We start from the raw sequence: 24,605 nt of genomic DNA on the forward strand, positions 1-24,605 counted from the left end.
ACCGCTCGTCGCCCGGTGGCGGGGCCCGCCCCGCCATCGGAGTTATCCTCGGTGCCTAGACCCCCGAGGAGCGCGTTGAGCCAGGACACCGAACCCACGGCCCCGATGCCGCCCGTGCCAGGCCGGGCCCCGTCGGCGACCAGGCGCGTGCGGGCCAGGCTCGCCCGCCGCATCACCGCCCAGCGGGCCGCCCCGGTCAAGCAGGTCCTCGAACCGCTCGCCACCGTGCACCGCGACCTCCACCCCAACGCCGACCTGGCGCTGCTCCAGCGCGCCTACGACGTGGCCGAGGAGAAGCACCGGCCGCAGCGCCGCAAGTCCGGCGACCCGTACATCACCCACCCGCTCGCGGTGGCCACGATCCTGGCCGAGCTGGGCATGGACACCACGACCCTGGTCGCGGCCCTGCTGCACGACACCGTCGAGGACACCGACTACTCGCTCGACCAGCTCCGCGACGACTTCGGCACCGTCGTGGCGCTGCTGGTGGACGGCGTCACCAAGCTGGACAAGGTCAAGCTGGGCGCCGCCGCCGAGGCCGAGACCATCCGCAAGATGGTCATCGCCATGGCCAAGGACCCCAGGGTCCTGGTGATCAAGCTGGCGGACCGGCTGCACAACATGCGCACCATGCGGTTCCTGCCGCCGGAGAAGCAGGCCCGCAAGGCCCGCGAGACCCTGGAGGTGCTGGCCCCGCTCGCGCACCGGCTCGGCATGGCCACGGTCAAGTGGGAGCTGGAGGACCTCGCGTTCGCGATCCTCCAGCCCAAGAAGTACGACGAGATCGTGCGCCTGGTCGCCAACCGCGCCCCGTCCCGCGACACCTACCTCAGCGGCGTGATCAACGAGCTGAGCGGGCACCTGGAGGGCGCGCGGCTGACCGCCAAGGTCGAGGGCAGGCCGAAGCACTACTACTCGATCAACCAGAAGATGATCGTGCGCGGTCGCGACTTCGACGACATCCACGACCTCGTGGGCGTCCGCATCCAGGTCGACGAGGTCCGCGACTGCTACGCCGCGATGGGCGTGGTGCACGCGCTGTGGCAGCCGATGCCCGGCCGGTTCAAGGACTACATCGCGCAGCCCCGCTTCGGCGTCTACCAGTCGCTGCACACCACGGTCATCGGGCCGGACGGCAAGCCGCTGGAGGTGCAGATCCGCACCTACGACATGCACCGCACCGCCGAGTACGGCATCGCGGCGCACTGGCGGTACAAGGAGACCAAGGGCAGCCACCGGGGCAAGAGCGTCGAGGTCGACGAGATGGCGTGGATGCGCCAGCTGCTCGACTGGCAGCGGGAGGCCGCCGACCCCGGCGAGTTCCTGGAGTCGCTGCGCTTCGACCTGGCCGCGCGGGAGATCTTCGTCTTCACCCCCAAGGGCGACGTGGTCACCCTGCCGACCGGCTCCACCCCGGTGGACTTCGCCTACGCCGTGCACACCGAGGTCGGCCACCGGTGCATCGGCGCGCGCGTCAACGGCCGCCTCGTCGCCCTCGAGCGCAAGCTGGAGAACGGCGAGGTCGTCGAGATCTTCACCTCGAAGGCCGAGGGAGCGGGTCCGTCGCGGGACTGGCTGTCGTTCGCCCAGTCCCCGCGCGCCAAGGCGAAGATCAAGCAGTGGTTCGCCAAGGAGCGCAAGGAAGAGGCGATCGAGGTCGGCAAGGACGCGATCGCCAAGGAGGTGCGGCGGGTCGGCCTCCCGCTGCAGCGCCTGGTGTCCGCCGACGCGATGGGCGCGCTCGCCAAGGAGCTGCACTACCCGGACGTGAGCGCGCTGTACGCGGCGGTCGGCGAGGGGCACACCTCGGCCAGGCACGTGGTGCAGCGGCTGGTCGCCCAGCTGGGCGGCGTCGACCACGCCGAGGAGGAGCTGGCCGAGCGGTCGACGCCGTCCACGGTGGCGAGGCGGCGGGTCACCGGCGACGCGGGCGTGATCGTCAAGGACTCGTCGGACGTGTGGGTCAAGCTGGCCCGCTGCTGCACCCCGGTGCCCGGCGACGACATCCTCGGGTTCGTGACCAGGGGCGGCGGGGTGAGCGTGCACCGCACCGACTGCACGAACGCCGACGAGCTGCTCAAGACCCCGGAGCGGCTGCTGGACGTCGAGTGGGCGCCGTCCTCGTCCTCGGTGTTCCTGGTGGCCATCCAGGTCGAGGCGCTGGACCGGCACCGGCTGCTGTCGGACGTGACGAAGGTCCTGGCCGACGAGAAGGTCAACATCCTGTCGGCGTCCGTGACCACCTCGCGGGACCGGGTGGCGGTGAGCCGGTTCTCGTTCGAGATGGGCGACCCGAAGCACCTCGGGCACGTGCTCAAGGCCGTGCGCAGCGTCGAGGGCGTGTACGACGTCTACCGGGTCACCTCGGCGTCCTGACGCCGGACCTCCCGAGCACGACGAAGGGGCGGGGCCGCTGTGGCCCCGCCCCTTCGGTGTTCTGCGAGCTTTTCACCCGTTCAGGTGAGACGAGCGGGTTCCCGTCGACGCCGTCGGACCGGGAGGACCCGCCCCCGCGCTAGGCGGTGGTCGCGGTCTTGATGTCGACCGGGGTGTTCGGCTTGCCGTCGCCCGCGCCGCTGTCGGTGCCCGCGTTGGCCACCTCGTCCACCAGCTTCAGGCTCTCCGCGTCGACCGTGCCGAACACGGTGTAGCTGGCCGGGAGGCTGGAGGCGTCGCCGTAGACGATGAAGAACTGGCTGCCGTTCGTGTCCGGGCCCGAGTTGGCCATGGCCAGCACGCCCCGGCCGTAGGTGATCTCGGGGAACACCTCGTCCTTGAACTTGTAGCCGGGGCCGCCGGTGCCGGTGCCGGTCGGGTCACCGCACTGCAGGACCTGGATGCCCTGGGTGGTGAGGCGGTGGCAGGTGGTGTCGTTGAAGTAGTTCTGCTTCACCAGCGAGACGAAGCTGTTGACCGTGCACGGGGCCAGCGAGCGGTCCAGGGTCAGCTTCAGGTCGCCGATCGAGGTGCCCAGCGTGGCGCCGACGGTGCCCTCGGAGGAGACCTGGCCGTTCTCCGGGGCCTTCGCGCCCGGCTTCGCGGACTCGCCCTCGGCGGTGTACTCGCAGTTCACCTGCGGGGCCAGCGGCGTCGGGCGCTTCACCGCGGCGTGCAGCTCGGTCGGGATCGACGCGGGCTTGTCGCTCTGCGGGGCGGCCGACGAGCTCGCGGCGGTGTCCGTGGTGTCGGAGCCGAAGTCGTAGGTGGCGAGGAAGTACACACCGCCCGCCACCAGCAGCACCACCACCGCGGTGGAGATCACCGCCACGACCCGGCGCCGCTTGTCGCGCTCCACCCTGCGCGTGATCTGGCGCTCCAGCTTCCGCTTGGCCTGCTCGCGGCGCTGCGCGTTGTTCGGCACCTGCACCCTCCCTTGAGTTGTGCTACTGGGTCGACGGCGACGACCGGACCGCAGTCTAGGGGGATCGCATATGACTGGCGTGTGGCGGATAGGCTGGTGCACAGGCGCACGCCGTTCCCGCGCCGCTCGCAGTCAGGTTCGCAGTCAGGTCCGCAGTCGTTTTCGCGGTCGATCCCGCGCGGTCGACCGAGGCAGTCCGAGAGGGGTCTTCCCGTGCTGGTGATCGGGTTCCCGACCGGTGCGCTCCAGGCCAACTGCTACCTGGTCGCGTCCGAGGCCGGTGGCGCCTGCGTCGTGGTCGACCCCGGCCAGGACGCGCTGGAGCCGATCGCCGAGGCGGTCCGCGAGCACCGGCTCTCGCCGGTCGCGGTGCTGCTCACCCACGGCCACTTCGACCACTCGTACTCGGTCGCCCCGGTGTGCGACGGCGACGACATCCCGGCCTGGGTGCACCCGGCCGACCGGGCGATGCTGTCCGACCCGCTGTCCGGTGTGAGCGCCGAGACCCGCGCGTTCTTCGGCGGCAGGCTGGAGATGCGCGAGCCGCGCGAGGTCAGGGAGCTGTCCGACGGCGCCGAGCTGGACCTGGCGGGCCTGAGCTTCACCGTCGACCACACCCCCGGCCATACCGGCGGGTCGGTGATGTTCCGGTCCGGGGTCGAGGAGGGCGGGCGGCTCGTGCTGTCCGGCGACACCCTCTTCGCCGGGGCCATCGGGCGCACCGACCTGCCGGGCGGGGACCACGGCGCGATGCTCGGCTCGCTGCGCCGCAAGGTCCTCACCCTGGACGACGACGTCGTCGTCCTGCCCGGCCACGGACCGACCACGACCATCGGCAGGGAGCGCGCGAGCAACCCGTTCCTCACGGAACTGATCCGCGACGACGACGCGCCCGCCGCACAGCGCAGAGGACTGTAGGGACCAGCAGTGACCACCCCGTTCGCCGCCCCGAAGGGCGTTCCCGACTACTTCCCGCCGAACTCGGCGGCGTTCACCGCCGTCCGCTCGGCGCTGCTCGGCGCCACCGCGCGCGCCGGGTACGGCTACATCGAGCTGCCCGTCTTCGAGGACACCGCGCTGTTCGCGCGCGGCGTCGGCGAGTCCACCGACGTGGTCAGCAAGGAGATGTACACCTTCACCGACCGAGGCGGTCGCTCGATCACGCTGCGGCCCGAGGGCACCGCGGGCGTGATGCGCGCGGTCATCGAGCACGGGCTCGACCGGGGGCAGCTCCCGGTGAAGCTCGCGTACGCGGCGCAGTTCTTCCGCGCCGAGCAGCCGCAGGCCGGGCGGTACCGGCAGTTCCACCAGGTCGGCGTCGAGGCGATCGGCGTGGACGACCCGGCGCTGGACGCCGAGGTGATCGCGATCGCCGACGAGGGCTTCCGGGCGCTCGGGCTGACCGGGTACCGGCTGGAGCTGACCTCGCTGGGCGACGCGACGTGCCGTCCGCAGTACCGGGAGAAGCTCCAGGCGTTCCTGGCGAAGCTGCCGCTGGACGAGGACACCCGGCGCCGCGCGGAGATCAACCCGCTGCGGGTGCTGGACGACAAGCGCCCCGAGGTCCGCGAGCTGGTCGCCGAGGCGCCGCTCATGCTGGACAACCTGTCGCCGGAGACGCTGGAGCACTACGAGCGGGTCAAGGCGCACCTGGGCGACCTGGGCGTGAAGTACGTCGAGAACCCCCGGATGGTGCGCGGGCTGGACTACTACACGAAGACCACGTTCGAGTTCGTGCACGACGGGCTGGGCGCGCAGTCCGGCATCGGCGGCGGTGGGCGCTACGACGGGCTCATGGCGCAGCTGGGCGGGCAGGAGCTGTCCGGCGTCGGGTTCGGGCTCGGGGTCGACCGGGCGCTGCTGGCCTGCCAGGTGGAGGGGCTGGCGGTCGGCGACGCGACCCGGTGCGACGTGTACGGCGTGCCGCTGGGCGACGCGGCGCGGTCGCGGCTGGTCGGGATCGGGGCTCCGCTGCGCGCGGCAGGCGTCCGGTACGACATGGCTTACGGCGGCAAGGGCTTGAAGGGCGCGATGAAGGGCGCCGACCGGTCCGGGGCGAGGTTCGCGCTGGTGCTGGGGGAGCGGGACATCGAGGCCGGGGTGGCGCAGCTCAAGGAGCTGGCCACCGGTGAGCAGCGGGAAGTGCCGCTGGCCGACGTGGTGACCGAGGTGCGGAGGGCGCTGGAGCGGTGAGCGACGGTGACGGGGTGACCGGGGATTCCGGCGCGGCTGGGACACCGGGGCCCGCCGGTGGGGATTCCGGCAGGGCTTCAAGCGGGGCTTCCGGCAAGGCTTCCGGTGGGGCCGAGCGCATCCCCCTGGACCTGCTGGACCCGGCCACGGTGCGCAAGCGGTCCAGGATGGTCGCGGTGGGGGCGCTGATCGTCGCCGGGGCCTTCGGCGGGCTGGTGGGCCTGCTGGGCGGCCGGACGGCGGGCCTGGTGACGGCGGCGATCTTCGGCGTGCCGCTGCTGCTCCTGGCGGTGTCCGAGGCGCGGCGGCGGGTGTGGCTGGAGGGGAGCGTGCTGTCGGTGCGCGCCTACGGCACCAGGGTCGTGGACCTGAAGACGGCGGACTCGCTGGACCTGCTGGTCACCGACACGCGGGGGACCAGGACGATCGGGTTGTTCGCGCGCGGCGGGCACAAGGCGATCAACCTGGCGCTCGCGCTGTACGCCGGGACGGGCGGTCGCGAGCTGGGGATCTACCCGTTGCGGACGCTGGCGGACGTGCTGGCCTCGCGCGGTGACGCGCAGGCGCTGGCGCTGGCGGAGCTGCTGGTGGCCCAGCTGCGGGCGGAGGCCCGAGGGGCCGCCGCGGCGGACCGGCCGCTGTACCGGCTGGGGACGTTGGCGCCGTCGGGGAAGCTGGCGCAGAAGCTGAAGCCCGAGGCCATCTCGCGGTTCGTGGCGCAGCTGGACTGAGCGGGCGGTTCCGCGACGAGGGGCGCGGTCTTCGGACCGCGCCCCTCGCGCGTGCTCAGTCCTCCGAGATCCCCCACGTCCCCTGCGGCGGTTCCGGGGACCGGGTCGCCGTCGCGTCCGTCACCGGCTTCGCGCCTCCGGTGAAGCGGGTCAGGGACTCGCCGTGCTCCACCTGGCCGGGGAACGGGTCGCCCGCCGTCCTGCGGATCAGCTCGGCCAGCGGGAGGTCCTGGTTCGACGCGGCGATCACGAAGTTGCCGAAGCGCCTGCCCTTGAACACCGCGGGCTCGGCGATCACGCAGACGTTGCGGAACACCGACCTGATCGTCGCGATCTGGCCCCGCGCGAACGCGCGGTCGCCGCCGTCGCCGATGTTCGAGCTGTACACGCCCCGCGCGTTCAGCGCCCGCGCCGCCAGCTCCACGTACTCGCGCGACGTCAGGTGCGCCGGGGTGCGCGCACCGGCGAAGGCGTCCGTCACGATCAGGTCGAAGGTGTCCTCCGGCGCCTTCTCCAGCACCGCGCGCGCGTCGCCCCGCCGCACCCGCACCCGCCAGTCCCGGCGCATCGGCAGGACGCCGCGCACCAGGTCCACCAGGGCCTCGTCGATCTCGACCACCTGCTGCGACGAGCCCGGCCTGGTCGCGGCGATGTACCTCGGCAGGCTCATCGCGCCGCCGCCCAGGTGCACCGCGCGCAGCGGCTCGCCCTCGTCGGCCAGCAGGTCCGCCAGGTGCGCGATGCGGCGCACGTACTCGAACACCAGGTTCGCCGGGTCGTCCAGGTCCACGTGCGACTGCGGGGTGCCGTTGAGGAGCAGCGTCCACCCGTTGTCGTAGTAGGGGTCGGGGACGAGTTCGGCGATGCCCGAGTCGACCTCCCTGGTGATGGTGTCGTCGGTCCTGCGCGCTCTGCCCACGCCCGGATTATCCGCCACCGGCTTCGTGGTCCCGGCGCGCGGGGTGACCGGTTCCGCACCCGACGAGGGGTAGGCTCCCGCACTCGTGAACACCGTGGCTGACGTCCTGATCGCGCTGGTCGCGCTGATCCACGTCTACATCGTCGTGCTGGAGATGTTCCTCTGGAAGACGCCCAGGGGCCGCAAGACCTTCGGGCTGACCGAGGAGTTCGCCGAGCAGTCCGCGACCCTCGCCGCCAACCAGGGGCTCTACAACGGGTTCCTGGTCGCGGCCCTGGTGGTGGCGCTGGTCGCGGACGGGGACGTCGGCTACGCGTTCTCGGTGTTCTCCACGGCGTGCGTGGTGGTGGCGGGCGTGTACGGCGGGGCCACGGTCAGCCGTCGAATCCTCTTCGTGCAGGCCGGGCCCGCTTTGGCAGCGCTGGTGGCTGTGCTGGTCGCGGGCTGACCCGCTCCCAGGGCTTGCTCGGGTCGTAGCCGTAGCGCAGGTCGCCCGCGATCCGGCTCCTGGCGGGCTGCGGGGTGGTGGGCTGCGGGGTGGGCTCCGGAGCCCGCTCCGCGACCGGCTCGTCGTCGTCCTCTGCCCCGCCCCCGTCGTCGTCCTCGTCGACGGGGGCGGACTTCTCGTCCTCGTCCCCGGTCACGACCTCCTCGCGGGACGCGACGAACGCGGCCAGCGCGGTGGTCACCGGCACCGCCGCCACCAGGCCGATGCTGCCGACCAGGGTCTGCACGATCTCCTGCGCGACGTCCTGCGCGGTCAGGATCGTGCCGAGACCCTGGCCGGACAGCGCGAACGACAGCATCAGGGGCAGCGCCGCGCCCGCGTACGCCATCACCAGCGTGTTGACCACCGACGACAGGTGGTCCCGGCCGATCCGGGCGCCCGCCGCGTACAGCTGCCCGAAGCCCATCGACGGGTTCGCCGCCCTGAGCTCCCACACCGCGCTGGTCTGCGTCACGGTCACGTCGTCCAGCACGCCCAGCGCGCCGATGATCGTGCCCGCGAGCAGCAGGCCCCTGGTGTCGATGCCGTGGCCGAGGATGGTGACCAGGTTCGCGGTCTGCTCGTCCAGGCCGGTCAGCCGGGCGAACGCGCCGAACAGGGCGCCCAGCGCGCCGATCAGCGCCAGGCTGACCAGGGTGCCGAGCACGGCGGTGGACGTGCGGGCGCTGATGCCGTGGCTCACGTACAGCACCACGAACATGATCAGCCCGGCGCCGACCACCGCGACCCACAGCGGGTCCTCGCCCGCCAGGATCGCGGGCAGCAGGAACAGCACCAGCACGACGAAGCTCAGCCCCAGCGCGCCGATCGCGCGCAGGCCGTGCCAGCGGCCCAGCACCAGCACGGCGCCGACGAACAGCAGTCCGAGCAGCAGCAGCGACCCGCCGCGCTGGAAGTCGACCAGCTGGTAGGACAGCGGGCTGGTGGGCTCGGTGCCGGAGTAGGACAGCACGACCTCGTCGCCGACCGAGACCTGCGGGGAGGTGGGTTGGTCGGGCACCGGGATGGTGACGTCCCGGCCCGCCGCCTCGCCGTCGGTCATGGTGACCGTGACCAGGAAGCAGCCCTCGTCCTGCGGGACCGGGGCGCCCTCGGGAAGGCCGACCGCGCAGGGGCCCTTCTTGACCGCCGTGGCCTCGCCGAGGACGGGGGTGTGGTTGATCCCGACCTCGGAACCGGTTTTGATCTCCTGCCCGAACGGGTAGAGCACCAGCGCGCCCACGACCGTGGCGAGCACCAGTGGCAGCAGCAGGACCAGCAGGAGCCTGCGGACCGGCGCTGAGGCCGGGCCGGTGGGGGTGTGCCCGTGGCCGTGGCCGTGGGCGGGGAGGTGGTCCGTTGCGCGCACGGTGGCAATAGTGCCAGTGGCCGTGCGGGGCAACGGGTGTAGTCGCCGTACGGGTGACGGTTTGACGATCATTAGAACGCGTGTTCGAATATAGTTATGCATGAAAACGGGTTGGGCGGGCGCGTGGGCGCGCACTGCCTGGCCGCTGACACGCCAGCTCTGCTGGCTGACGGGAGCACCCGGCCGATCGGCGCGCTGCGCCCCGGTGACCGGGTGTTCGGAACGCGGGACGGGCGGTACGCGCCGACGGTGGTGACCGCTTGCTCGACAGCGACACGTCCCGCCTACCGGGTGTCCCTCGCCGGGGGGACGCAGGTCGTTGCGGGTGGCGGGAACCGGTTGCGCACCGAGCTCGGCTGGCGGGCGCTGACACCCGGCGGGGAGCGGCTCCACCTCACGCGCGGGACGCGGGTGCAGGGCACCGGGCGCTTCGCGGCGCCGCCCGAGCGGAACCGGGAGTACCGGCTCGGGTACCTGTGGGGCGCGGTGCGCGGCGGGCCGCCGGTGGTGCCCGAGGTGCTGGCGCGGGTGCGGGAGTTCGCGGGCGGCGGGGAGCCGCGCGAGCGGGACCTCGTGGAGTGGCCGACGCAGCTCGGGGACGACTGGGCCAAGGGGTTCCTGGCCGGGGTGTTCGACGTGCGCGGGGCGGCGGTGGGCGGGCAGGTCGTGCTGTCCAGCGCGGACAGCGCCGTGTTCGAGGCGGTCGTGGTCGCGCTGCTGCGGCTGCGGGTGCCGCACTCGGTCGAGGTGCGGGGCGTCCGGGTGACCGGGGCGCCCGCCGAGCGGCTGCGGTTCCTGCACCTGGTCGGTCCGGTGCTGGCGCGGCCCGCCGTGCTGGAGGGCGTGCAGGTCGGCGGGGCGCCCGCGCTCGGGGTCGTGTCGGTGGAGTCGCTCGGGATCGAGGTGGAGATGGGGGCGGTGACCACGGAGAGCGGCGATCTGGTGGTCAACGGGCTCATCGCTTGCGCGGACGGGCGGTGACCTGCGGGTTCGATCACCTGGGGTGATCGGTTGCGGGGGCCGGCGTCGGTCGGTCGTCGCTCCTTCGCGGGTCGTGGGCGCGTTCGCCCTTTCGTGCGCGCTGGCTTAGCGTACGCTGTACGGCATGACTTACACGCCGTCCGACGAGGACTACGCCTCCGTGCTCGACTGGTTCGCCCGCTGGGACGCGCTGTGCGCGGAGAGGGACGTGGAGGCGTTGGCGGACATGGCGATGTTCCCGGTCAACGCGGTCACCGGCGGGTCGGCCGAGTCGTGGGACCGGGAGCGGTTCCTGCGCGACTTCGGCGCGATTTTGGGGGACGGGGACGTGGAGCTGCGGTCGACGCGGACGCCGCTGTTCCTGGGGGCGGACCTGGTGTTCGTGGTGACCGACGCGGAGTACGGGTCGGGGGCCGAGGCCGGGTCGATGCGGTACGGGGACCTGCTGGTGCGCCGGGACGGGCGGTGGCTGTACCAGACCATGGCGCAGAGCGGGTGGTGACCACGTCCGGGTGAGGATTGCGGCAAGCGGGTGGGTGTCACCCGCTTGTGCGCCCCCGGAAGAGTGGTCTGGTGACTGCGCGTGCATCGGTTTCACAATCAGTCTTGACTGTTTGTTGTGTGACCCCGAACACTCGGCCGGGTGGCCACCCAGACCAGGCGTCGCCAGGTCGACCGCAGCGCGGACACCAGGCGGAAGTTGTTGGCGGCCACGGTCGAGTGCCTCGTCGAGCACGGCTGGGCGGGGACGACGACGACCGTGGTCGCGGAGCGGGCGGGCGTGTCCAGGGGCGGGCAGCTGCACCACTTCCGCACGCGCGGTGAGCTGGTCGCCGCCGCCGTGGAGCACCTGGGCGCGGAGAGCGTCGCGCACCTGAGGCGGCTGGCCGAGCGGGTCGAGGGCGGGCCGGTGGCGGTGGTGGAGCTGATCGCCGAGTTCTACGCCAGCGACCGGTTCGCGGCGGCCCTGGAGCTGTGGGTGGCGGCCCGCACCGATCCCGCCCTGCGCACGGCCGTGGTGCCGCTGGAGGCGGCGCTCGGGCGCGAGACGCACCGGCTGGCGGTCGAGCTGCTGGGGGCGGACGAGGCGAAGCCGGGGGTGCGCGAGGCGGTGCAGATCACCCTGGACCTGGCGCGCGGGCTGGCGCTGGCCAACCAGCTGACCGACGACGGCAAGCGGCGCAGGCGGATCGCGCGCCACTGGGCCGGGATGTTGGAGGCGGTGCTGTGAGGCGGCGGGTGGAGGGCGGGACTGGGGCGCTGGTGGGGGCGCGGGTAGGGCTGGGTGTGGGGCGAGGCGTGGGGCGGGCTGCGGGCCAACTCGCGGGTGGGGGCGCGGGCTGGGCCGGGGGTGGGGTTGCCGACCGGGGTGGCGCTGCGGGCTGGGGTGTTGTTGCGGGCCAGCTCGCGGGTGGGCGCTCGGGCTGGGCCGGGGGTGGGGCTGCTGACCGTGGTGGCGCTGTGGGCCGGGGTGTTTTTGCGGGCCGGATCGCGGGTGGGGGCGCGGGCTGGGGTGGGAGTGGGGTTGCCGACCGGGGTGGCGCTGTGGGCTGGGCCGAGGGTGGTGCTACCGACCGGGGTGTTGCTGTGGGCTGGGGTCTTGCTGCGGGCCGGCTCGCGGGCTGGGGCGGGAGTGGGACTACCGACCGGGGTGGCGCTGCGGGCCGGGGTGTTGCTGAAGCGGCTGGTAGGGACGTGCGTGGAGGCGTTGCCGGGGTAGCGGTTGGCGCTGCGGGCCGGGCCGTTGTCGGGGCGGCGGGTACGGACGCGCGCGGCGGCGTTGCTGGTGCGGCGGTTGGTGTCGTGGGCTCGGCACTGGGTGGGGGTGCGCGCGGCGGCGTTGCCGGGGATGCGGGTGGTGCTGCGGACCGCGCGGTGAACGGTGACCTTGGTGCTGTGGACCGGGCGGTCGACGGGGACCTGGGTGGGGTTGCCGGGCGGGATGCGCGCGGGGGCTTGGCGGGGGCGGTGAGCGCGGGCGGGGTGGCTGGCGGGACCTCGGTGCGGGAGAGCGGCTGTGGGGCTGCGGTTCGGGGCGGCGGGCGAGTGGTGCTGCGGTGGGCGGCGCTCGGGGCGTGGCGTGCTGGTGGTGGCGGGGTGGTGGCGCGGGGGCGCGGGATCGGCCCGGTGGTTGGTGGCGGTTCTGCGGTGACCCGTGCGGCGGGCGGTGATGGGACGGCCGTGATCGGGCCTGGCGGTGGTGGCGGCCCGGTGGTCAGCGGCCCTGCTGGTGTCGGTGCTGGTCCGGTGGTCTGCGGCCCTGCTGGTGGTGGTCCGGTGGGGAGTCGTGCGGGCGTCGGTGGTGGACCGGTCGTCATCGGTGTGGCCTGCGGTGGTGGTTCGGCGGCGCGCCGCGTGGTGGGTGGCGGGGTGGCCGTGATCAGGCCGGTCGGTGGTCGCGGGTTTGCGGTGGTGGTCGGGTGTGCTGGGGTTCGTGGTGGGTTCGGTTCCGCTCGGTGCGGGAAACCGGTGCTTCGCGGGCGGGGGTTCGCGGTCATCGGGTGTGGCGCTGGGGTTGCCGGGGGCTGCCCCGCGCCCGTGCTGGGGGTGTGGTGATGAGCGGGACCGTCGATCCGGTGCTGGGCGCCGTGCTGCGGGACCTCGCGGCCGAGGGGCGTGAGCTGGAGGCGCTGGTGGTGGACGCCGACTGGGGCGCGCCGACGCCCGCGCCTGGTTGGACGATCGGGCACCAGGTGCGGCACCTGCACTGGTCGGACCGGGCCGCGCTGCTGGCCCTGCTCGACCCCGACCAGTTCCGCGCTATGGCCGTCGCGGTGGCCTCCGACGTGACCGGCGCGGTGGAGCGCGGGGCGCGCACGCCGGTCACCCTGGAGGGGTGGCGGGACGGGCGCAGGCGGCTATCCGGCGCGCTCGCCGCCGCTCGCGGGCGGGTGCCGTGGTTCGGGCCGCCGATGAGCCCCACGACCATGGCCACCGCGCGGGTCATGGAGACCTGGGCGCACGGGCAGGACGTCGCCGACGCGCTCGGGGTCGTGCGCGCGCCCACCGCGCGGTTGCGGCACGTCGCGCACATCGGGGTGCGCGCGTTCGGCTTCGCCTTCGCGGCCAACGGGTTGCCCGCGCCGTCGGTGTCGCCGAGGGTCGAGCTGGTCGCCCCGGACGGCGGGCTGTGGACGTGGGGGGACGAGGGCGCCGACGACCGGATCACCGGGCGGGCGCTGGACTTCTGCCTGCTGGTCACCCGGCGCAGGCACCCGGCCGACCTCGCGGTGCGGGCCACCGGGGCGGCGGCGTCGGCGTGGTTGCCGATCGCGCAGGCCTTCGCCGGACCACCGGGCGCGGGGCGCGCGCCGGGAGGCAAGGGGGTGATCATCGGTGAGACCGGCAGCAGGTGGGGGCGGGATCGTGCCGCCCGCAGCGGGCGTGATCGCGACGACGCGGGGTTCGGTGGCGACGCGGGGCTTGGTGGCGACGCGGGGTTCGGTGGTGAAGCCCGGACCGGTGGTGGAGCCTGGACCGGCGGTGGTCCTGACAGCCTTGACGGGGCCGCCTCCGGGAGCGAACGCGGCCCCTCGCGCGAACGCGGTCCGCACGAGCGGGGTGACCGCGATCCCGGCGCCCCCAGCGGTTCGTTAGCCCCGACCGACCGGCTAGCCCCGACCGACCGGCCAGGCTCAACCGGCCGAACCGAAGGAAGCGGTGCGGCCAGCCCTGCGGCGACCGGCCCTGCTGCGGCCAGTCAGAGCGCCGACCACCGGGACGCCGCCCACCAGAGCGCCGACCACCGGGACGCCGCCCACCAGAGCGCCGACCACCGGGACGCCGCCCACCAGAGCGCCGACCACCGGGACGCCGCCCACCAGGGCATCGACCACCCGGACGCCGACCCCCAACGCACCGCCCACCGCCCCGGCGATGATCACCACAGCCCCGCCCGCGCGGGCGACGGCCACCACCCCACCCGCCACCCGCACACCCACGACCCCATCGCGGGCGGTGGTGCCCGATGACCGAGGTCCTGCGGGTCGGCAACGCCTCCGGGTTCTACGGGGACCGCTTCTCCGCCGTGCGCGACATGGTCGTCGGCGGCGGGGTCGACGTGGTCACCGGGGACTACCTCGCCGAGCTCACCATGCTCATCCTCGGCCGCGACCGCCTCAAGGACCCCGCCCTCGGCTACGCCCGCACCTTCCTGCGCCAGCTGGAGGAATCGCTCGGGCTCGCCCTGGAGCGCGGCGTCAGGATCGTCGCCAACGCCGGTGGTCTCAACCCCGCCGGGCTCGCCGAGCGGATCCGCGCGCTCGGGCTCGGGGCCAAGGTGGCGCACGTCAGCGGGGACGACGTGCGCGAGCGGTTCCCCCGCGCGCTCACCGCCAACGCCTACCTCGGGGCCAGGGGCATCGCCGCCTGCCTGGAGGCCGGGGCCGACGTGGTGGTCACCGGGCGGGTCACCGACGCCTCGCTCGTCGTCGGGCCCGCCATCGCCCACTTCGGCTGGGGGACCGACGACCTCGACGCGCTCGCGGGCGCCACCGCCGCCGGGCACGTGCTGGAGTGCGGGACCCAGGCCACCGGCGGCAACCACCCGTTCTTCACCGAGTTCGACGCCACCGCACCGGGTTTCCCGATCGCCGAGGTCGAGTCGGACGGGTCCGCGCTGATCACCAAGCAGCCGGGCGCCGGGGGCGCGGTCACCGCCGACACCGTCACCGCCCAGCTGCTCTACGAGATCGGCGACCCCGCCTACCCCGGCCCGGACGTCGTCGCCCACTTCGACACCATCCGCCTCCAGCCGCACCCGAGGGGCGTGCGGCTGACCGGGACGCGGGGCAGCCCGCCGCCACCGGACCTCAAGGTGTGCCTGAACTCCCTGGGCGGCTACCGCAACTCCACCACGTTCGTCCTCTGCGGACTGGACATCGAGCGCAAGGCCGACCTGGTCCGGCGTCAGCTGGAGGGCGCGGTCGGCGCGGAGGGCCTCACCTGGACCCTCGCCCGCACCGACCGGGCCGACGCCGACACCGAGGAGACCGCCTCCGCGCTGCTGCACGCCACCGTCAAGACCCCGGACCCCAAGCGCGCCAAGGGCTTCGCCCGCGCGGCCGTGGAACTCGCGCTCGCCTCCTACCCCGGCTTCCACGTCACCGCCCCGCCCGGCGACGGAACCCCTTACGGCGTCTGCGAATCCGCCTACCTGCCACGGGAAACCGTTCCACACCAAGCGTTCCTGCACACCGGGGAGGTGGTCGACGCGTGAGAGCGCCACTCGGGCGGATCGTGGGCGCGCGGTCCGGCGACAAGGGCGGTGACGCCAACATCGGCGTCTGGACCCGCACGGACGCCGCCTACGCCTGGCTCCGCGAGGAGCTGACCACCGCCCGCCTCAAGGAGCTGCTGCCCGAGGCGGGTGAGGTCACCCGGTACGAGCTGCCCAACCTGCGGGCGCTCAACTTCGTGCTGCACGGCCTGCTCGGGCAGGGCGTCGCGGCCTCCACCCGGTTCGACCCGCAGGGCAAGGCGCTCGGCGAGTGGCTGCGCGCCCGGCACGTCGACATCCCCGACGAACTACTCGACCCGGCGACGAGAACAGCCCCGGCGACGAGAACAGCCCCGGCGACGAGAACAGCCCCGGCGACGGGAGCAGACCCGGCGACGGGAGCAGACCAGGGAGCGCGGACGTGACCACCCTGCCCACCGCCGTCGACCCCGACTCCGCCGAGCACCGAGCCAACCGCGAGGCGATGCTCGCCCGCCTGGCCGACCTGGACGCCGAGCACGCCAAGGTCCTCGCGGGCGGCGGCCCGAAGTACGTCGACCGGCACCGCAAGCGCGGCAAGCTCCTCGCCCGCGAGCGGATCGAGCTGCTGCTGGACCTGGACGCCCCGTTCCTGGAGCTGTCCCCGCTCGCCGCCTGGGGCACCGAGCACCCGCTGGGCGCCGGCCTGGTCACCGGCGTCGGCGTCGTCTCCGGCGTCGAGTGCGTCATCACCGCCAACGACGCCACCGTGCGCGGCGGCTCCACCAACCCGTGGTCGCTGCGCAAGTCGTTGCGCGCCAACGACATCGCCGCCCAGAACCGGTTGCCGCTGATCGGTCTGGTCGAGTCCGGCGGCGCGGACCTCACCAGCCAGAGCGAGATCTTCATCCCCGGCGGCCGGGCCTTCCGCGACCTCACCCGGCTCTCCGCCGCGGGCATCCCCACCATCAGCACCGTCTTCGGCAACGCCACGGCGGGCGGCGCGTACGTGCCCGGCCTGTCCGACCACACGATCATGGTCCGCGAGCGCGCCAAGGTGTTCCTCGGCGGTCCGCCGCTGGTGAGGATGGCCACCGGCGAGGTCGCCGACGACGAGTCCCTCGGCGGCGCGGACATGCACGGCTCCACCTCGGGCCTGGCCGACCACGTGGCCCGCGACGAGGTCGACGCCCTGCGCCTGACCCGCCGCGTCGTCGCCCGGCTGAACTGGCGCAAGCTCGGCCGCGCGCCCGGCCCGGTGGACGAGCCGCTGCACGACCCCGAGGACCTGCTCGGCCTGGTGCCCACCGACCTGCGCGTCCCGTTCGACCCGCGCGAGGTGATCGCCCGCCTGGTCGACGGCTCCCGCTTCGACGAGTTCAAGCCCGACTACGGCACGAGCCTGGTCACCGGCTGGGCCGACCTGCACGGCTACCCGGTCGGCGTGCTGGCCAACGCGCGCGGCGTGCTGTTCAGCCAGGAGGCGCAGAAGGCCGCCCAGTTCATCCAGCTCGCCAACGCCTCCGCCACCCCGCTGCTGTTCCTGCAGAACACCACCGGCTACATGGTCGGCGCGAGCTACGAGCAGGGCGGCATCGTCAAGCACGGCTCGATGATGATCAACGCGGTGGCGAACAGCCGGGTGCCGCACCTGACCGTCGTCATGGGCGCCTCCTACGGCGCGGGCAACTACGGCATGTGCGGGCGCGCCTACGACCCCCGGTTCCTGTTCTCCTGGCCCAGCGCCAAGTCCGCCGTCATGGGACCGGCGCAGCTCGCCGGGGTGCTGTCGATCGTGGCGCGCCAGGCGGCTGCGGCGCGGGGCGTGCCGTACGACGAGGACGGCGACGCGGCGATGCGGCGCGCGGTGGAGGAGCAGGTGGAGGCGCAGTCGCTCGCGCCGTTCCTGTCCGGGCGGCTCTACGACGACGGCGTGATCGACCCGCGCGACACCCGCACCGTGCTCGGCCTGTGCCTGTCCGCCGCGCACAGCGGCGAGGTCGCGGGCGCGGACCGGTTCGGCGTCTTCCGGATGTGAGGTGCTGATGATCGGCAGACTGCTGGTGGCCAACCGGGGCGAGATCGCCCGCAGGGTGATCCGGGCCTGCCGGGAGGCGGGCGTCTCCCCGGTCGCCGTGCACTCGGACCCGGACGCGGGCGAGCCGCACGTGCGGGAGGCCGACGCCTCGGTGCGGCTGCCCGGCGAGCACCCGGCGGACACCTACCTGCGCGCCGACCTGCTCGTCGCGGCGGCGCTGGCGAGCGGGGCGGACGCGGTGCACCCCGGTTACGGGTTCCTGGCCGAGAACGCCGCCTTCGCGCGCGCCGTGCTGGACGCCGGGCTGACCTGGGTCGGGCCCGATCCCGAGGTGATCGCCGCGATGGGCGACAAGGTCGCGGCGAAGCGGGTGATGCGGGAGGCGGGCGTCCCGGTGCTGCCCGACCTGGACCCGGTTGCCGCCGACCGGTTCCCGCTGCTGGTCAAGGCGTCCGCCGGGGGTGGCGGGCGCGGGATGCGGGTGGTGCGCGAGGCGGCCGAGCTGGCGGGGCAGGTCGACGCGGCCCGGCGCGAGGCCGCGTCCGCGTTCGGCGACGGGACGGTGTTCTGCGAGCCGCTGCTGGAGGGCGCGCGGCACGTGGAGGTGCAGGTGCTCGCCGACCGGCGCGGGGTGGTGTGGGCGCTGGGGGAGCGGGAGTGCTCGATCCAGCGCAGGCACCAGAAGCTGGTGGAGGAGACGCCGAGCCCGGCGGTCGGGCCCGAGCTGCGGGAGCGGCTGTGCGCGGCGGCGGTCAGGGCCGCGCGCGCCATCGGCTACACCGGCGCGGGCACCGTCGAGTTCCTGCTCGACGGGGCGGGGGAGTTCCACTTCCTGGAGGTCAACACCCGGTTGCAGGTCGAGCACCCGGTGACCGAGCTGGTGCGGGGCGTCGACCTGGTGGCCTGGCAGCTCGCGATCGCCGAAGGCGCCGGGCTGCCCGCCGAGCCGCCTCCGCCGTCCGGGCACGCGATCGAGGTCAGGCTGTGCGCGGAGGACCCGGAGCGGGGGTGGCTGCCCTCGCACGGGGTGGTGCGCAGGTTCCACGTGCCCGGTGACGTGCGGGTCGACAGCGGCGTGGAGGCGGGCAGCGCGGTGGGCGTGCGCTACGACCCGCTGCTCGCCAAGGTGATCGCGCACGGGCCCACCCGCGCCGCCGCCGTGCGCAAGCTGGCCGCCGCGCTGGAGCGGGCCGAGCTGCACGGCGTCACCACCAACCGGGACCTGCTCGTGGCGGTGCTGCGGCACCCGGCGTTCGGCCGGGGGGACACGCACACCGGGTTCCTGGAGGAGCACCGCGCCGAGCTGTTCGGGACGCGGCCGGTCGACGTGCGGCACGCCGCGCTGGCCGCCGCGCTCGCCCGGTCCGCCTGCCGGGCGACCGCCCTGCCCGGCGGGTGGCGCAACCTGGCGTCCCAGCCGGTGCGGGTGGCGTTCGAGCACCGGGGCGAGCGGGTGGAGGTGGACTACCTGCGCACGCGCGGGGGGATCGGCACGAGCCTGGACGTGGAGGTGGTGGCGGTCGGGCCGGACGTGGTGCGGCTGCGGCACGGGGGCGTGGAGACGGCGTGGTCGGTCACCCACTACCCGCCGCCCGACCCGTCCGGCGAGCCGGGGCCCGGCGACCGGGTGGAGGTCGGCCCGGTGACGCTCACCCCGCTGCCCCGGCACCCCGAGCCCGAGCGCCGGACGCCTGCGGGGACCACGACCGCGCCCATGCCCGGTGTGGTGGTCCGGGTGGAGGTGGCGGAGGGCGCGACGGTGGGGGAGGGCGAGCTGCTGCTGGTGCTGGAGGCCATGAAGGTCGAGCACCGGGTGCGCGCCGAGCTGGCCGGGGTGGTCGCCGCCGTGCCGGTGGCGGAGGGGCAGAGCGTCGCCGAGGGCGACGTGCTCGTGGTGCTCGAACCGGCGGGCGAACCGGGGGCAGGCGGGCTGGCGGCCGTTGGTCCGGCTCCAGCGGGCCGGGCTGCCGCCGATCCGGCGACCAGCGGCCTGGCTGTCACCGACCCGGCTGCCACTGACCCGGCCGTTGCTGGTCCGGCCGCCGCCGATCCGGCGACCACCGTCCAGACCGCCACCGTCCCGGCTGCCGCTGCCCCGGCGCCCAGCGGTCTGGCGACCGCCGGCCCTGCCGCCGCCAGCCCTGCCGCCGCCAGCCCGGCTACTACCGGCCCTGCCGCCGCCGTACCCGCCGCCCCCGTCGACCGGACTACACCACCCACCGTGCCGAGCCCACCCGCCGCCGCACCGCCACCCGCCGACCCCGCCGTCCCCACCACCCCCGAGGAGCAGCCGTGACCGCGTTCACCGAATCCGCCGAGCGGGCCGACCTGCGCGCGGCCGTCGCCGCGTTCGCCTCCCGGTACGGCGAGCGGTACTTCTTCGACAAGGCCCGGTCCGGCGGCAAGACGCACGAGCTGTGGGCCGAGGCCGGGAAGCTCGGGTACCTCGGCGTCGCCGTGCCCGAGGAGCACGGCGGCGGTGGCGGCGGCATCGGGGACCTGGCCGCCGTCTGCGAGGAGCTGGCCGCCGCCGGGTGCCCGATGCTGCTGCTCGTGGTGTCCCCGGCCATCTGCGCGACCGTGTTCGCCCGCTTCGGCACCGACGCCCAGAAGGCCCGCTGGCTGCCCGGCTTCGCCGACGGGACCACGAAGATGGCCTTCGCCATCACCGAGCCCGAGGCCGGGTCCAACGCGCACCGCCTGACCACCACCATCCGCCGCGACGGCGACGACTGGCTGCTCACCGGCGGCAAGCACTACATCTCCGCCGTCGACGAGGCCGACGCCGTCCTCGTCGTCGCCCGCCACGTCGACGCCTCCGGGCAGCGCCTGGCGCCCTCGCTGCTGGTCGTGCCCACCGACGCCCCCGGCTTCACCCGGCACGAGATCGAGATGGAGCTGGTCTCGCCGGAGAAGCAGTTCACCTGCTTCTTCGACGACGTCCGGCTGCCCGCCGACTCCCTCGTCGGCGACCCGTCCGCAGGCCTGGACCAGCTGTTCGCGGGCCTCAACCCGGAGCGGATCATGGCCGCCTCCTACGCGACCGGCACCGCCCGCCGCGCGCTCGCCAAGGCCGCCGACTACGCCCGCACCCGCACCGTCTGGGACGTCCCCATCGGCGCGCACCAGGGACTGGCCCACCCGCTCGCCCAGGTGGCGGTGCAGGTGGAGCTGGCCAGGCTGATGACCCAGAAGGCCGCGGCGCTCTACGACGCCGGGCGGGACCGGGAGGCGGGCGAATCGGCGAACATGGCCAAGTACGCGGCGGGCGAGGCGGTCGCCGCAGCGGTGGACCAGGCCATCCAGGTGCACGGGGGCAACGGGTTGTCCACCGAGCACGGACTGGGCGCCCTGCTCACCGCGTCCCGGTTGTCCCGAATCGCGCCGGTCAGCCGGGAAATGATCCTGAACTTCGTGGCGCAGCACACCCTCCGGTTGCCGCGCTCCTATTGACCGAGTTGCGTTTGCCAGGTGCAGATTGGTGTGGAACTGCTCACGCCCATTCCCAGCGCAAGCCCACCACTCCCGGACCGAAGTCCACCGCCACCGCGTAGGCATAGCCCCACGCGTCGACCGGAGTTTCCCGCACTTCGGCGGGTTCGACGTCGGTCAAACCGGACGTGAATTGTTCGCACCGCACCGGTCGGCAGCGCGAGTCGTAGCGGACCTCCAGCACGTACTCCTTCACGGTGTGCCGGAACCGCCGGGTGTGCGTGTTGTCGAACGTGGGGTGGTGCGGGGCCACGTAGATCAGCTCGTACTCGACGGCGGTGCGCTCGCCGCGCCGCATCGGCCGGTCGAACAGCAGCTCCGCGATCATCAGGCCGTTGCGCGCGTCGGTCGCCACCCGGCCCAGCGAGCAGCCGCGCAGCGTGCCGATGACCGGCAGCGGGTCGCCGGGCAGGCGGGTGTCGTAGCCGAGCAGGACCCGGTCGACGCCACCGCGCTCGGCCCGCAGGACCTGCCGCGACCGCACCCGCCGGGTGCTGCCGTCCATGGCCAGTTCGACCTGGTCGCGCAGGCTCAGCCGGGTCAGGTCGTGGTCCGAGCTGGTGTCCACGTCGGCCAGCAGCTCGGCCATCGGCTCGGACGCGGACGCGTCCGCCACCCAGCCCAGCGGGCTGGACGCGGGCACCGGCCTCGGCCGCGCCTTGCCCCTCGGTCTCGGGGGTCCCAGCAGGGACCGCAGGGCGCCCTCGCCGAGGTCGAGGATCTCCTCCAGGTGCGCCAGCGCGGTCAGCGAGTCCGGCCGCTCCGGTCTGCGCCGACCGGACTGCCAGTAGCTCAGCGCCGCGATGCTCACGGTGCTGCCCCGGCCGCGCAGCCGGTGCTGGATGCGTTCCAGGCTCAGCCCTTTGGCGCGGATAGCCGTCCGCAATGCGCAGGCGAACGGGTCGCCGCCCCCGCCGATCCTGCCCGGATCACCCACCGGTGATTCCCGGCCGACGACTTGCGCAGACATCTCCACTCCCGTGCTCGCGCGAACAAGACAAGGCGAGTGACGGTATCGTGCTAAAACGTCCGATCGGTACAGCCGATCGGGTTTCCCGGTGTGAATTGAACCGTATCGGTCGGGCAAATAGTACGCGCCGTGGACGTTTGAATTCTCATTAACAGAGGCCGTGTGAAGGCCCTGTTCCACTCCGCCCGCAGCACTGCCGCTGGGGCGTCCGGCCGCTTCCCGACCAGGGGAAACGCACCTACTGTCGGTGACGCGGGGTGATCGGACGCACACCCCGCGCGGTCGGTCGGGCTCCACCCCTGAAGCCGCACGCGGGGTCCGTTCCGCCGCCTCCCTGCGAACGACAGGACCACTCGTCATGCGCAAGAACACCTTCGCCGCCGGTGTGGCGGCGGTCACCGTCGGGCTGGCGCTGACCGCTCCACCCGCCCAGGCGGCGCCCACCGGGACCGTGCTCGCCGAGGGCTCGGCGCTCGCCGTGCCCGGCAGCTACGTCGTGCAGCTCAAGGACACCGAGCTCTCGGCCCAGGACGTCACCGCCTCGGCCCACGCCCTGGCGGCCCGCTACGGCGGGCGCGCCGAGCGGATCTACGGCGCGGCCCTGCGCGGCTTCTCCGCGCGCCTGGGCCCCGCCGCCGCCCGCAGGCTGGCCGCCGACCCGGCGGTCGCGCTCGTGGAGCAGGACCAGCGGTTCACCGCCACCACCACCCAGAGCCCCGTCCCGTCCTGGGGGCTCGACCGCATCGACCAGCGCTATCTACCGCTGGACAACTCGTACACCTACACCAGCACCGGCCTCGGGGTCGACGTCTACGTGATCGACAGCGGGGTGCGGATCGCCCACCCCGAGTTCGGCGGCCGGGCGGTCGACGGCTACGACGCGGTCGAGAACGACAACGTCGCCCAGGACGGGAACGGCAGCGGCACGTACGTCGCCGGGATCATCGCGGGCAGCACCTACGGCGTCGCCAAGCAGGCCCGGATCATCGCGGTGCGGGTGCTCGACAACGCGGGTTCCGGCACCACCGCAGGCCTCGTCGCGGGCATCAACTGGACCGTCAACCACTACGTCAGCACCGGCCGAGCCCGCCCCGCCGCGGTCAACCTCGGCGTGGGCGGGGGCGCCTCCACCGCGCTGGACAACGCGGTCGCGTCGGCCGTCAGCCGGGGCCTGACCGTCGGCGTCCCGGCGGGCGACAGCAACGCCAACGCCGCGTCGTACTCGCCCGCCCGCGTCGCCTCGGCGATCACGGTCGGCGCGACCACCAGAACCGACGCCCGCACGTCGTCCTCCAACTACGGCGCCGTCCTGGACATCTTCGCGCCCGGCGCCTCCATCACCTCGGTGGGCTCCCCCGTCACCCGCAGCGGCACCCCGACGGCGACCCCGCACGTGGTCGGCTGCGTCGCCCGCCACCTCCAGGCCAACCCGACCGCCACACCCGCCCAGGTGCAGGCGGCCCTGATCTCCTACGCCACCCCCGGCATCGTCGCCGCGCCGGGAACCGGCTCGCCCAACCGCCTCCTGCACTGCCCCCCGACCCTCTGACCCGACCCCTGACCCACCGATCGAGAACGAGGTGAACCCCATGTCGCGCAACCACGTCCCCCTGCTCGCCGCCGCCATCGCGGTCGTCGCGCTCGCCACGCCCGCGTCGGCCGAGGAAGGCCGGGTGCTGTCCGCCGCCTCACCCGACGCGGTCCCCGGCAGCTTCATCGTCAAGCTCAAGCCCGCCGCCGACGCCGCGCGGTTCGACGGCTCCGGCCTCCTCGCCCCCGGCGTCCGCGCCGAGCGCGTCCTCGACGGCGCGTTCCACGGCTTCACCACCACCCTCACCGACCGCCAGGCCAGACGCCTGGCCGCGCACCCCGACGTCGAGTTCGTGGAGCAGGACCAGGTGGTCCGGCCGTACGCGGTCCAGACCAACCCGCCGTGGCACCTCGACCGGCTCGACCAGGTCGCCCTGCCGCTCAACGCCCAGTACGGCTACACCACCACCGGCCAGGGCACCCGCGCCTACGTCGTGGACACCGGCGTGCGGATCACCCACCAGCAGTTCGGCGGCCGGATCTGCCCAGGGTGGGACGTGGTCGAGAACGACGAGATCGCCCAGGACCTCAACGGCCACGGCACGCACGTCGCCGGGCTCATCGCGGGCAGCACCTACGGCGTCGCCAAGAACGTCAGCATCTGCCCGGTCCGGGTGTTCGACGCCAGCGGCTCCGGCACCACCGCCGGGGTCGTGCAGGCGGTCAACTGGGTGCGGCTCAACGCGGTCAAGCCCGCCACCGCCAACTTCAGCCTCGGCGGGGCCGCGTCCGCCGCGCTCGACAGCGCCGTCCAGGCCCTGATCAACTCCGGCGTCACCGCCTCGGTCACCGCCGGTGGCAGCAACGGCGACGCCGCGAACTTCTCGCCCGCCCGCGTGGCCGCCGCCATCACCTCCGGCTCGACCACGAGCACCGACGCCCGCGCCCCGTACTCGAACTACGGCCCGGTCGTCGACGTCTACGCGCCCGGCCAGTCCATCACCTCGGCCTGGCACACCAGCGACACCGCCACCAACACCCTCAGCGGCACGTCCATGTCCACCGCCCAGGTGACCGGCGTGGCCAACCGCTACCTGCACGCCAACCCGACCGCCACCCCCGCCCAGGTGCACGCGGCGATCGTCCTCTGGGCGACGCCCCAGCCGTGGGGCGGAAAGCTGCTCCACTGGCCGCCGCAACTCTGACCGATAGGGGGTGGACAGCCGTTGCCCAGGATCGCGCAACGGCTGTTCACCACCCGTTAGCAGATGCCTCGGCATGTGAGAAAGGGCAGGTCAAGGCACTTATTAACCCCCCGACAACTGGCAATCTTTCAC

At 73.8% G+C, this 24,605-nt stretch carries 18 protein-coding genes and 2 pseudogenes; 16 read left to right on the forward strand and 4 right to left on the reverse strand.

Annotation, left to right across the window (positions count from 1 at the left end):
- The first annotated feature begins 75 nt into the window (after nt 1-75).
- Entirely contained in the window at nt 76-2,376 is a 2,301-nt protein-coding gene (locus LV78_RS18425; RefSeq protein WP_372494955.1) for a RelA/SpoT family protein, read from the forward strand.
- A gap of 139 nt (nt 2,377-2,515) precedes the next feature.
- Here LV78_RS18425 and LV78_RS18430 read toward each other — a convergent pair whose 3' ends face one another.
- Nucleotides 2,516-3,361, reverse strand: coding sequence for a peptidylprolyl isomerase (locus tag LV78_RS18430; RefSeq protein ID WP_253846493.1), 846 nt, complete (start codon nt 3,359-3,361; stop codon nt 2,516-2,518).
- A gap of 213 nt (nt 3,362-3,574) precedes the next feature.
- On the opposite strand from LV78_RS18430, the gene LV78_RS18435 reads away from it, so the two are divergent.
- Genes LV78_RS18435 through LV78_RS18445 form a run of 3 tightly spaced genes read left to right on the forward strand, consistent with a single transcriptional unit; the run spans nt 3,575 to nt 6,285 of the window.
- Nucleotides 3,575-4,279 carry an MBL fold metallo-hydrolase gene (locus LV78_RS18435; protein ID WP_253846494.1) on the forward strand — a complete coding sequence of 235 codons (705 nt, stop codon included), beginning with the start codon at nt 3,575-3,577 and terminating at the stop codon, nt 4,277-4,279.
- A 9-nt stretch (nt 4,280-4,288) separates the two neighbouring features.
- Entirely contained in the window at nt 4,289-5,554 is a 1,266-nt protein-coding gene (gene hisS, locus LV78_RS18440; RefSeq protein WP_253846495.1) for a histidine--tRNA ligase, read from the forward strand.
- A complete protein-coding gene (locus LV78_RS18445; protein ID WP_253846496.1) occupies nt 5,551-6,285 on the forward strand; it encodes a hypothetical protein in 735 nt (244 codons plus the stop codon). Before hisS ends, LV78_RS18445 begins: the two co-directional genes overlap by 4 nt.
- Before the next feature lie 55 nt (nt 6,286-6,340).
- Here LV78_RS18445 and LV78_RS18450 read toward each other — a convergent pair whose 3' ends face one another.
- On the reverse strand, nt 6,341-7,204 hold the full coding sequence (locus LV78_RS18450) for a spermidine synthase (RefSeq protein ID WP_253846497.1): 864 nt from the start codon (nt 7,202-7,204) through the stop codon (nt 6,341-6,343).
- An 85-nt stretch (nt 7,205-7,289) separates the two neighbouring features.
- Here LV78_RS18450 and LV78_RS18455 point away from each other — a divergent pair, with 85 nt between their 5' ends.
- Nucleotides 7,290-7,652 (forward strand): DUF1304 domain-containing protein, encoded by a 363-nt coding sequence (locus tag LV78_RS18455; RefSeq protein ID WP_253846498.1) that lies wholly within the window; start codon nt 7,290-7,292, stop codon nt 7,650-7,652.
- Here LV78_RS18455 and LV78_RS18460 read toward each other — a convergent pair.
- The gene (locus LV78_RS18460; RefSeq protein WP_253846499.1) at nt 7,579-9,060 is read right to left on the reverse strand and encodes a YibE/F family protein; all 1,482 of its coding nucleotides are present in this window, start codon (nt 9,058-9,060) and stop codon (nt 7,579-7,581) included. The two genes, LV78_RS18455 and LV78_RS18460, sit on opposite strands and share 74 nt — an antisense overlap.
- 111 nt (nt 9,061-9,171) lie before the next feature.
- Here LV78_RS18460 and LV78_RS18465 point away from each other — a divergent pair, with 111 nt between their 5' ends.
- The 9 genes and pseudogenes from LV78_RS18465 (at nt 9,172) to LV78_RS18505 (ending at nt 20,729) form a co-directional block, all read left to right on the forward strand.
- Nucleotides 9,172-10,041 (forward strand): hypothetical protein, encoded by an 870-nt coding sequence (locus LV78_RS18465; protein ID WP_253846500.1) that lies wholly within the window; start codon nt 9,172-9,174, stop codon nt 10,039-10,041.
- 124 nt (nt 10,042-10,165) lie between these two features.
- Nucleotides 10,166-10,543: a nuclear transport factor 2 family protein gene (locus tag LV78_RS18470; protein ID WP_253846501.1), complete on the forward strand. Its 378-nt coding sequence runs from the start codon at nt 10,166-10,168 to the stop codon at nt 10,541-10,543.
- Nucleotides 10,544-10,684: 141 nt separating this feature from the next.
- Nucleotides 10,685-11,272: a TetR/AcrR family transcriptional regulator gene (locus LV78_RS18475; RefSeq protein WP_253846502.1), complete on the forward strand. Its 588-nt coding sequence runs from the start codon at nt 10,685-10,687 to the stop codon at nt 11,270-11,272.
- A gap of 492 nt (nt 11,273-11,764) precedes the next feature.
- Nucleotides 11,765-11,920, forward strand: coding sequence for a hypothetical protein (locus tag LV78_RS18480; RefSeq protein ID WP_253846503.1), 156 nt, complete (start codon nt 11,765-11,767; stop codon nt 11,918-11,920).
- 676 nt (nt 11,921-12,596) lie between these two features.
- Complete coding sequence (locus LV78_RS41640) at nt 12,597-14,012, forward strand: TIGR03084 family metal-binding protein (RefSeq protein WP_308208728.1); 1,416 nt, start codon at nt 12,597-12,599, stop codon at nt 14,010-14,012.
- Nucleotides 14,009-15,573 (forward strand): annotated as a pseudogene (locus LV78_RS18490) (acyclic terpene utilization AtuA family protein); the annotation flags it as partial. The gene LV78_RS41640 and the pseudogene LV78_RS18490, both read left to right, overlap by 4 nt.
- A 107-nt stretch (nt 15,574-15,680) precedes the next feature.
- Nucleotides 15,681-17,276 (forward strand): acyl-CoA carboxylase subunit beta, encoded by a 1,596-nt coding sequence (locus LV78_RS18495; RefSeq protein WP_253846504.1) that lies wholly within the window; start codon nt 15,681-15,683, stop codon nt 17,274-17,276.
- Nucleotides 17,277-17,283: 7 nt separating this feature from the next.
- Nucleotides 17,284-19,185 (forward strand): annotated as a pseudogene (locus tag LV78_RS18500) (acetyl/propionyl/methylcrotonyl-CoA carboxylase subunit alpha); the annotation flags it as partial.
- Between the two features lie 383 nt (nt 19,186-19,568).
- Entirely contained in the window at nt 19,569-20,729 is a 1,161-nt protein-coding gene (locus LV78_RS18505) for an acyl-CoA dehydrogenase family protein (protein WP_253846505.1), read from the forward strand.
- Nucleotides 20,730-20,769: 40 nt separating this feature from the next.
- Here the strand turns inward: LV78_RS18505 and LV78_RS18510 are convergent, their stop codons facing one another.
- On the reverse strand, nt 20,770-21,738 hold the full coding sequence (locus LV78_RS18510) for a hypothetical protein (protein WP_253846506.1): 969 nt from the start codon (nt 21,736-21,738) through the stop codon (nt 20,770-20,772).
- 358 nt (nt 21,739-22,096) lie between these two features.
- Here LV78_RS18510 and LV78_RS18515 point away from each other — a divergent pair, with 358 nt between their 5' ends.
- Together LV78_RS18515 and LV78_RS18520 are read left to right on the forward strand one after the other, a co-directional pair.
- A complete protein-coding gene (locus tag LV78_RS18515; protein ID WP_253846507.1) occupies nt 22,097-23,287 on the forward strand; it encodes a S8 family peptidase in 1,191 nt (396 codons plus the stop codon).
- 40 nt (nt 23,288-23,327) lie between these two features.
- Nucleotides 23,328-24,473, forward strand: a complete 1,146-nt coding sequence (locus LV78_RS18520; protein WP_253846508.1) for a S8 family peptidase — start codon at nt 23,328-23,330, stop codon at nt 24,471-24,473.
- Nucleotides 24,474-24,605 lie beyond the last annotated feature (132 nt).

The organism is Actinosynnema pretiosum (assembly GCF_024171695.1).
Taxonomy (GTDB): Bacteria; Actinomycetota; Actinomycetes; order Mycobacteriales; family Pseudonocardiaceae; genus Actinosynnema; species Actinosynnema pretiosum.

Coding starts and splice junctions, on each gene's coding strand:
- LV78_RS18470 (WP_253846501.1), top strand. CDS start 10,166: ATGACTTACACGCCGTCCGACGAGGACTACGCCTCCGTGCTCGACTGG.
- LV78_RS41640 (WP_308208728.1), top strand. CDS start 12,597: ATGAGCGGGACCGTCGATCCGGTGCTGGGCGCCGTGCTGCGGGACCTC.
- LV78_RS18510 (WP_253846506.1), bottom strand. CDS start 21,738: ATGTCTGCGCAAGTCGTCGGCCGGGAATCACCGGTGGGTGATCCGGGC.
- LV78_RS18515 (WP_253846507.1), top strand. CDS start 22,097: ATGCGCAAGAACACCTTCGCCGCCGGTGTGGCGGCGGTCACCGTCGGG.
- LV78_RS18520 (WP_253846508.1), top strand. CDS start 23,328: ATGTCGCGCAACCACGTCCCCCTGCTCGCCGCCGCCATCGCGGTCGTC.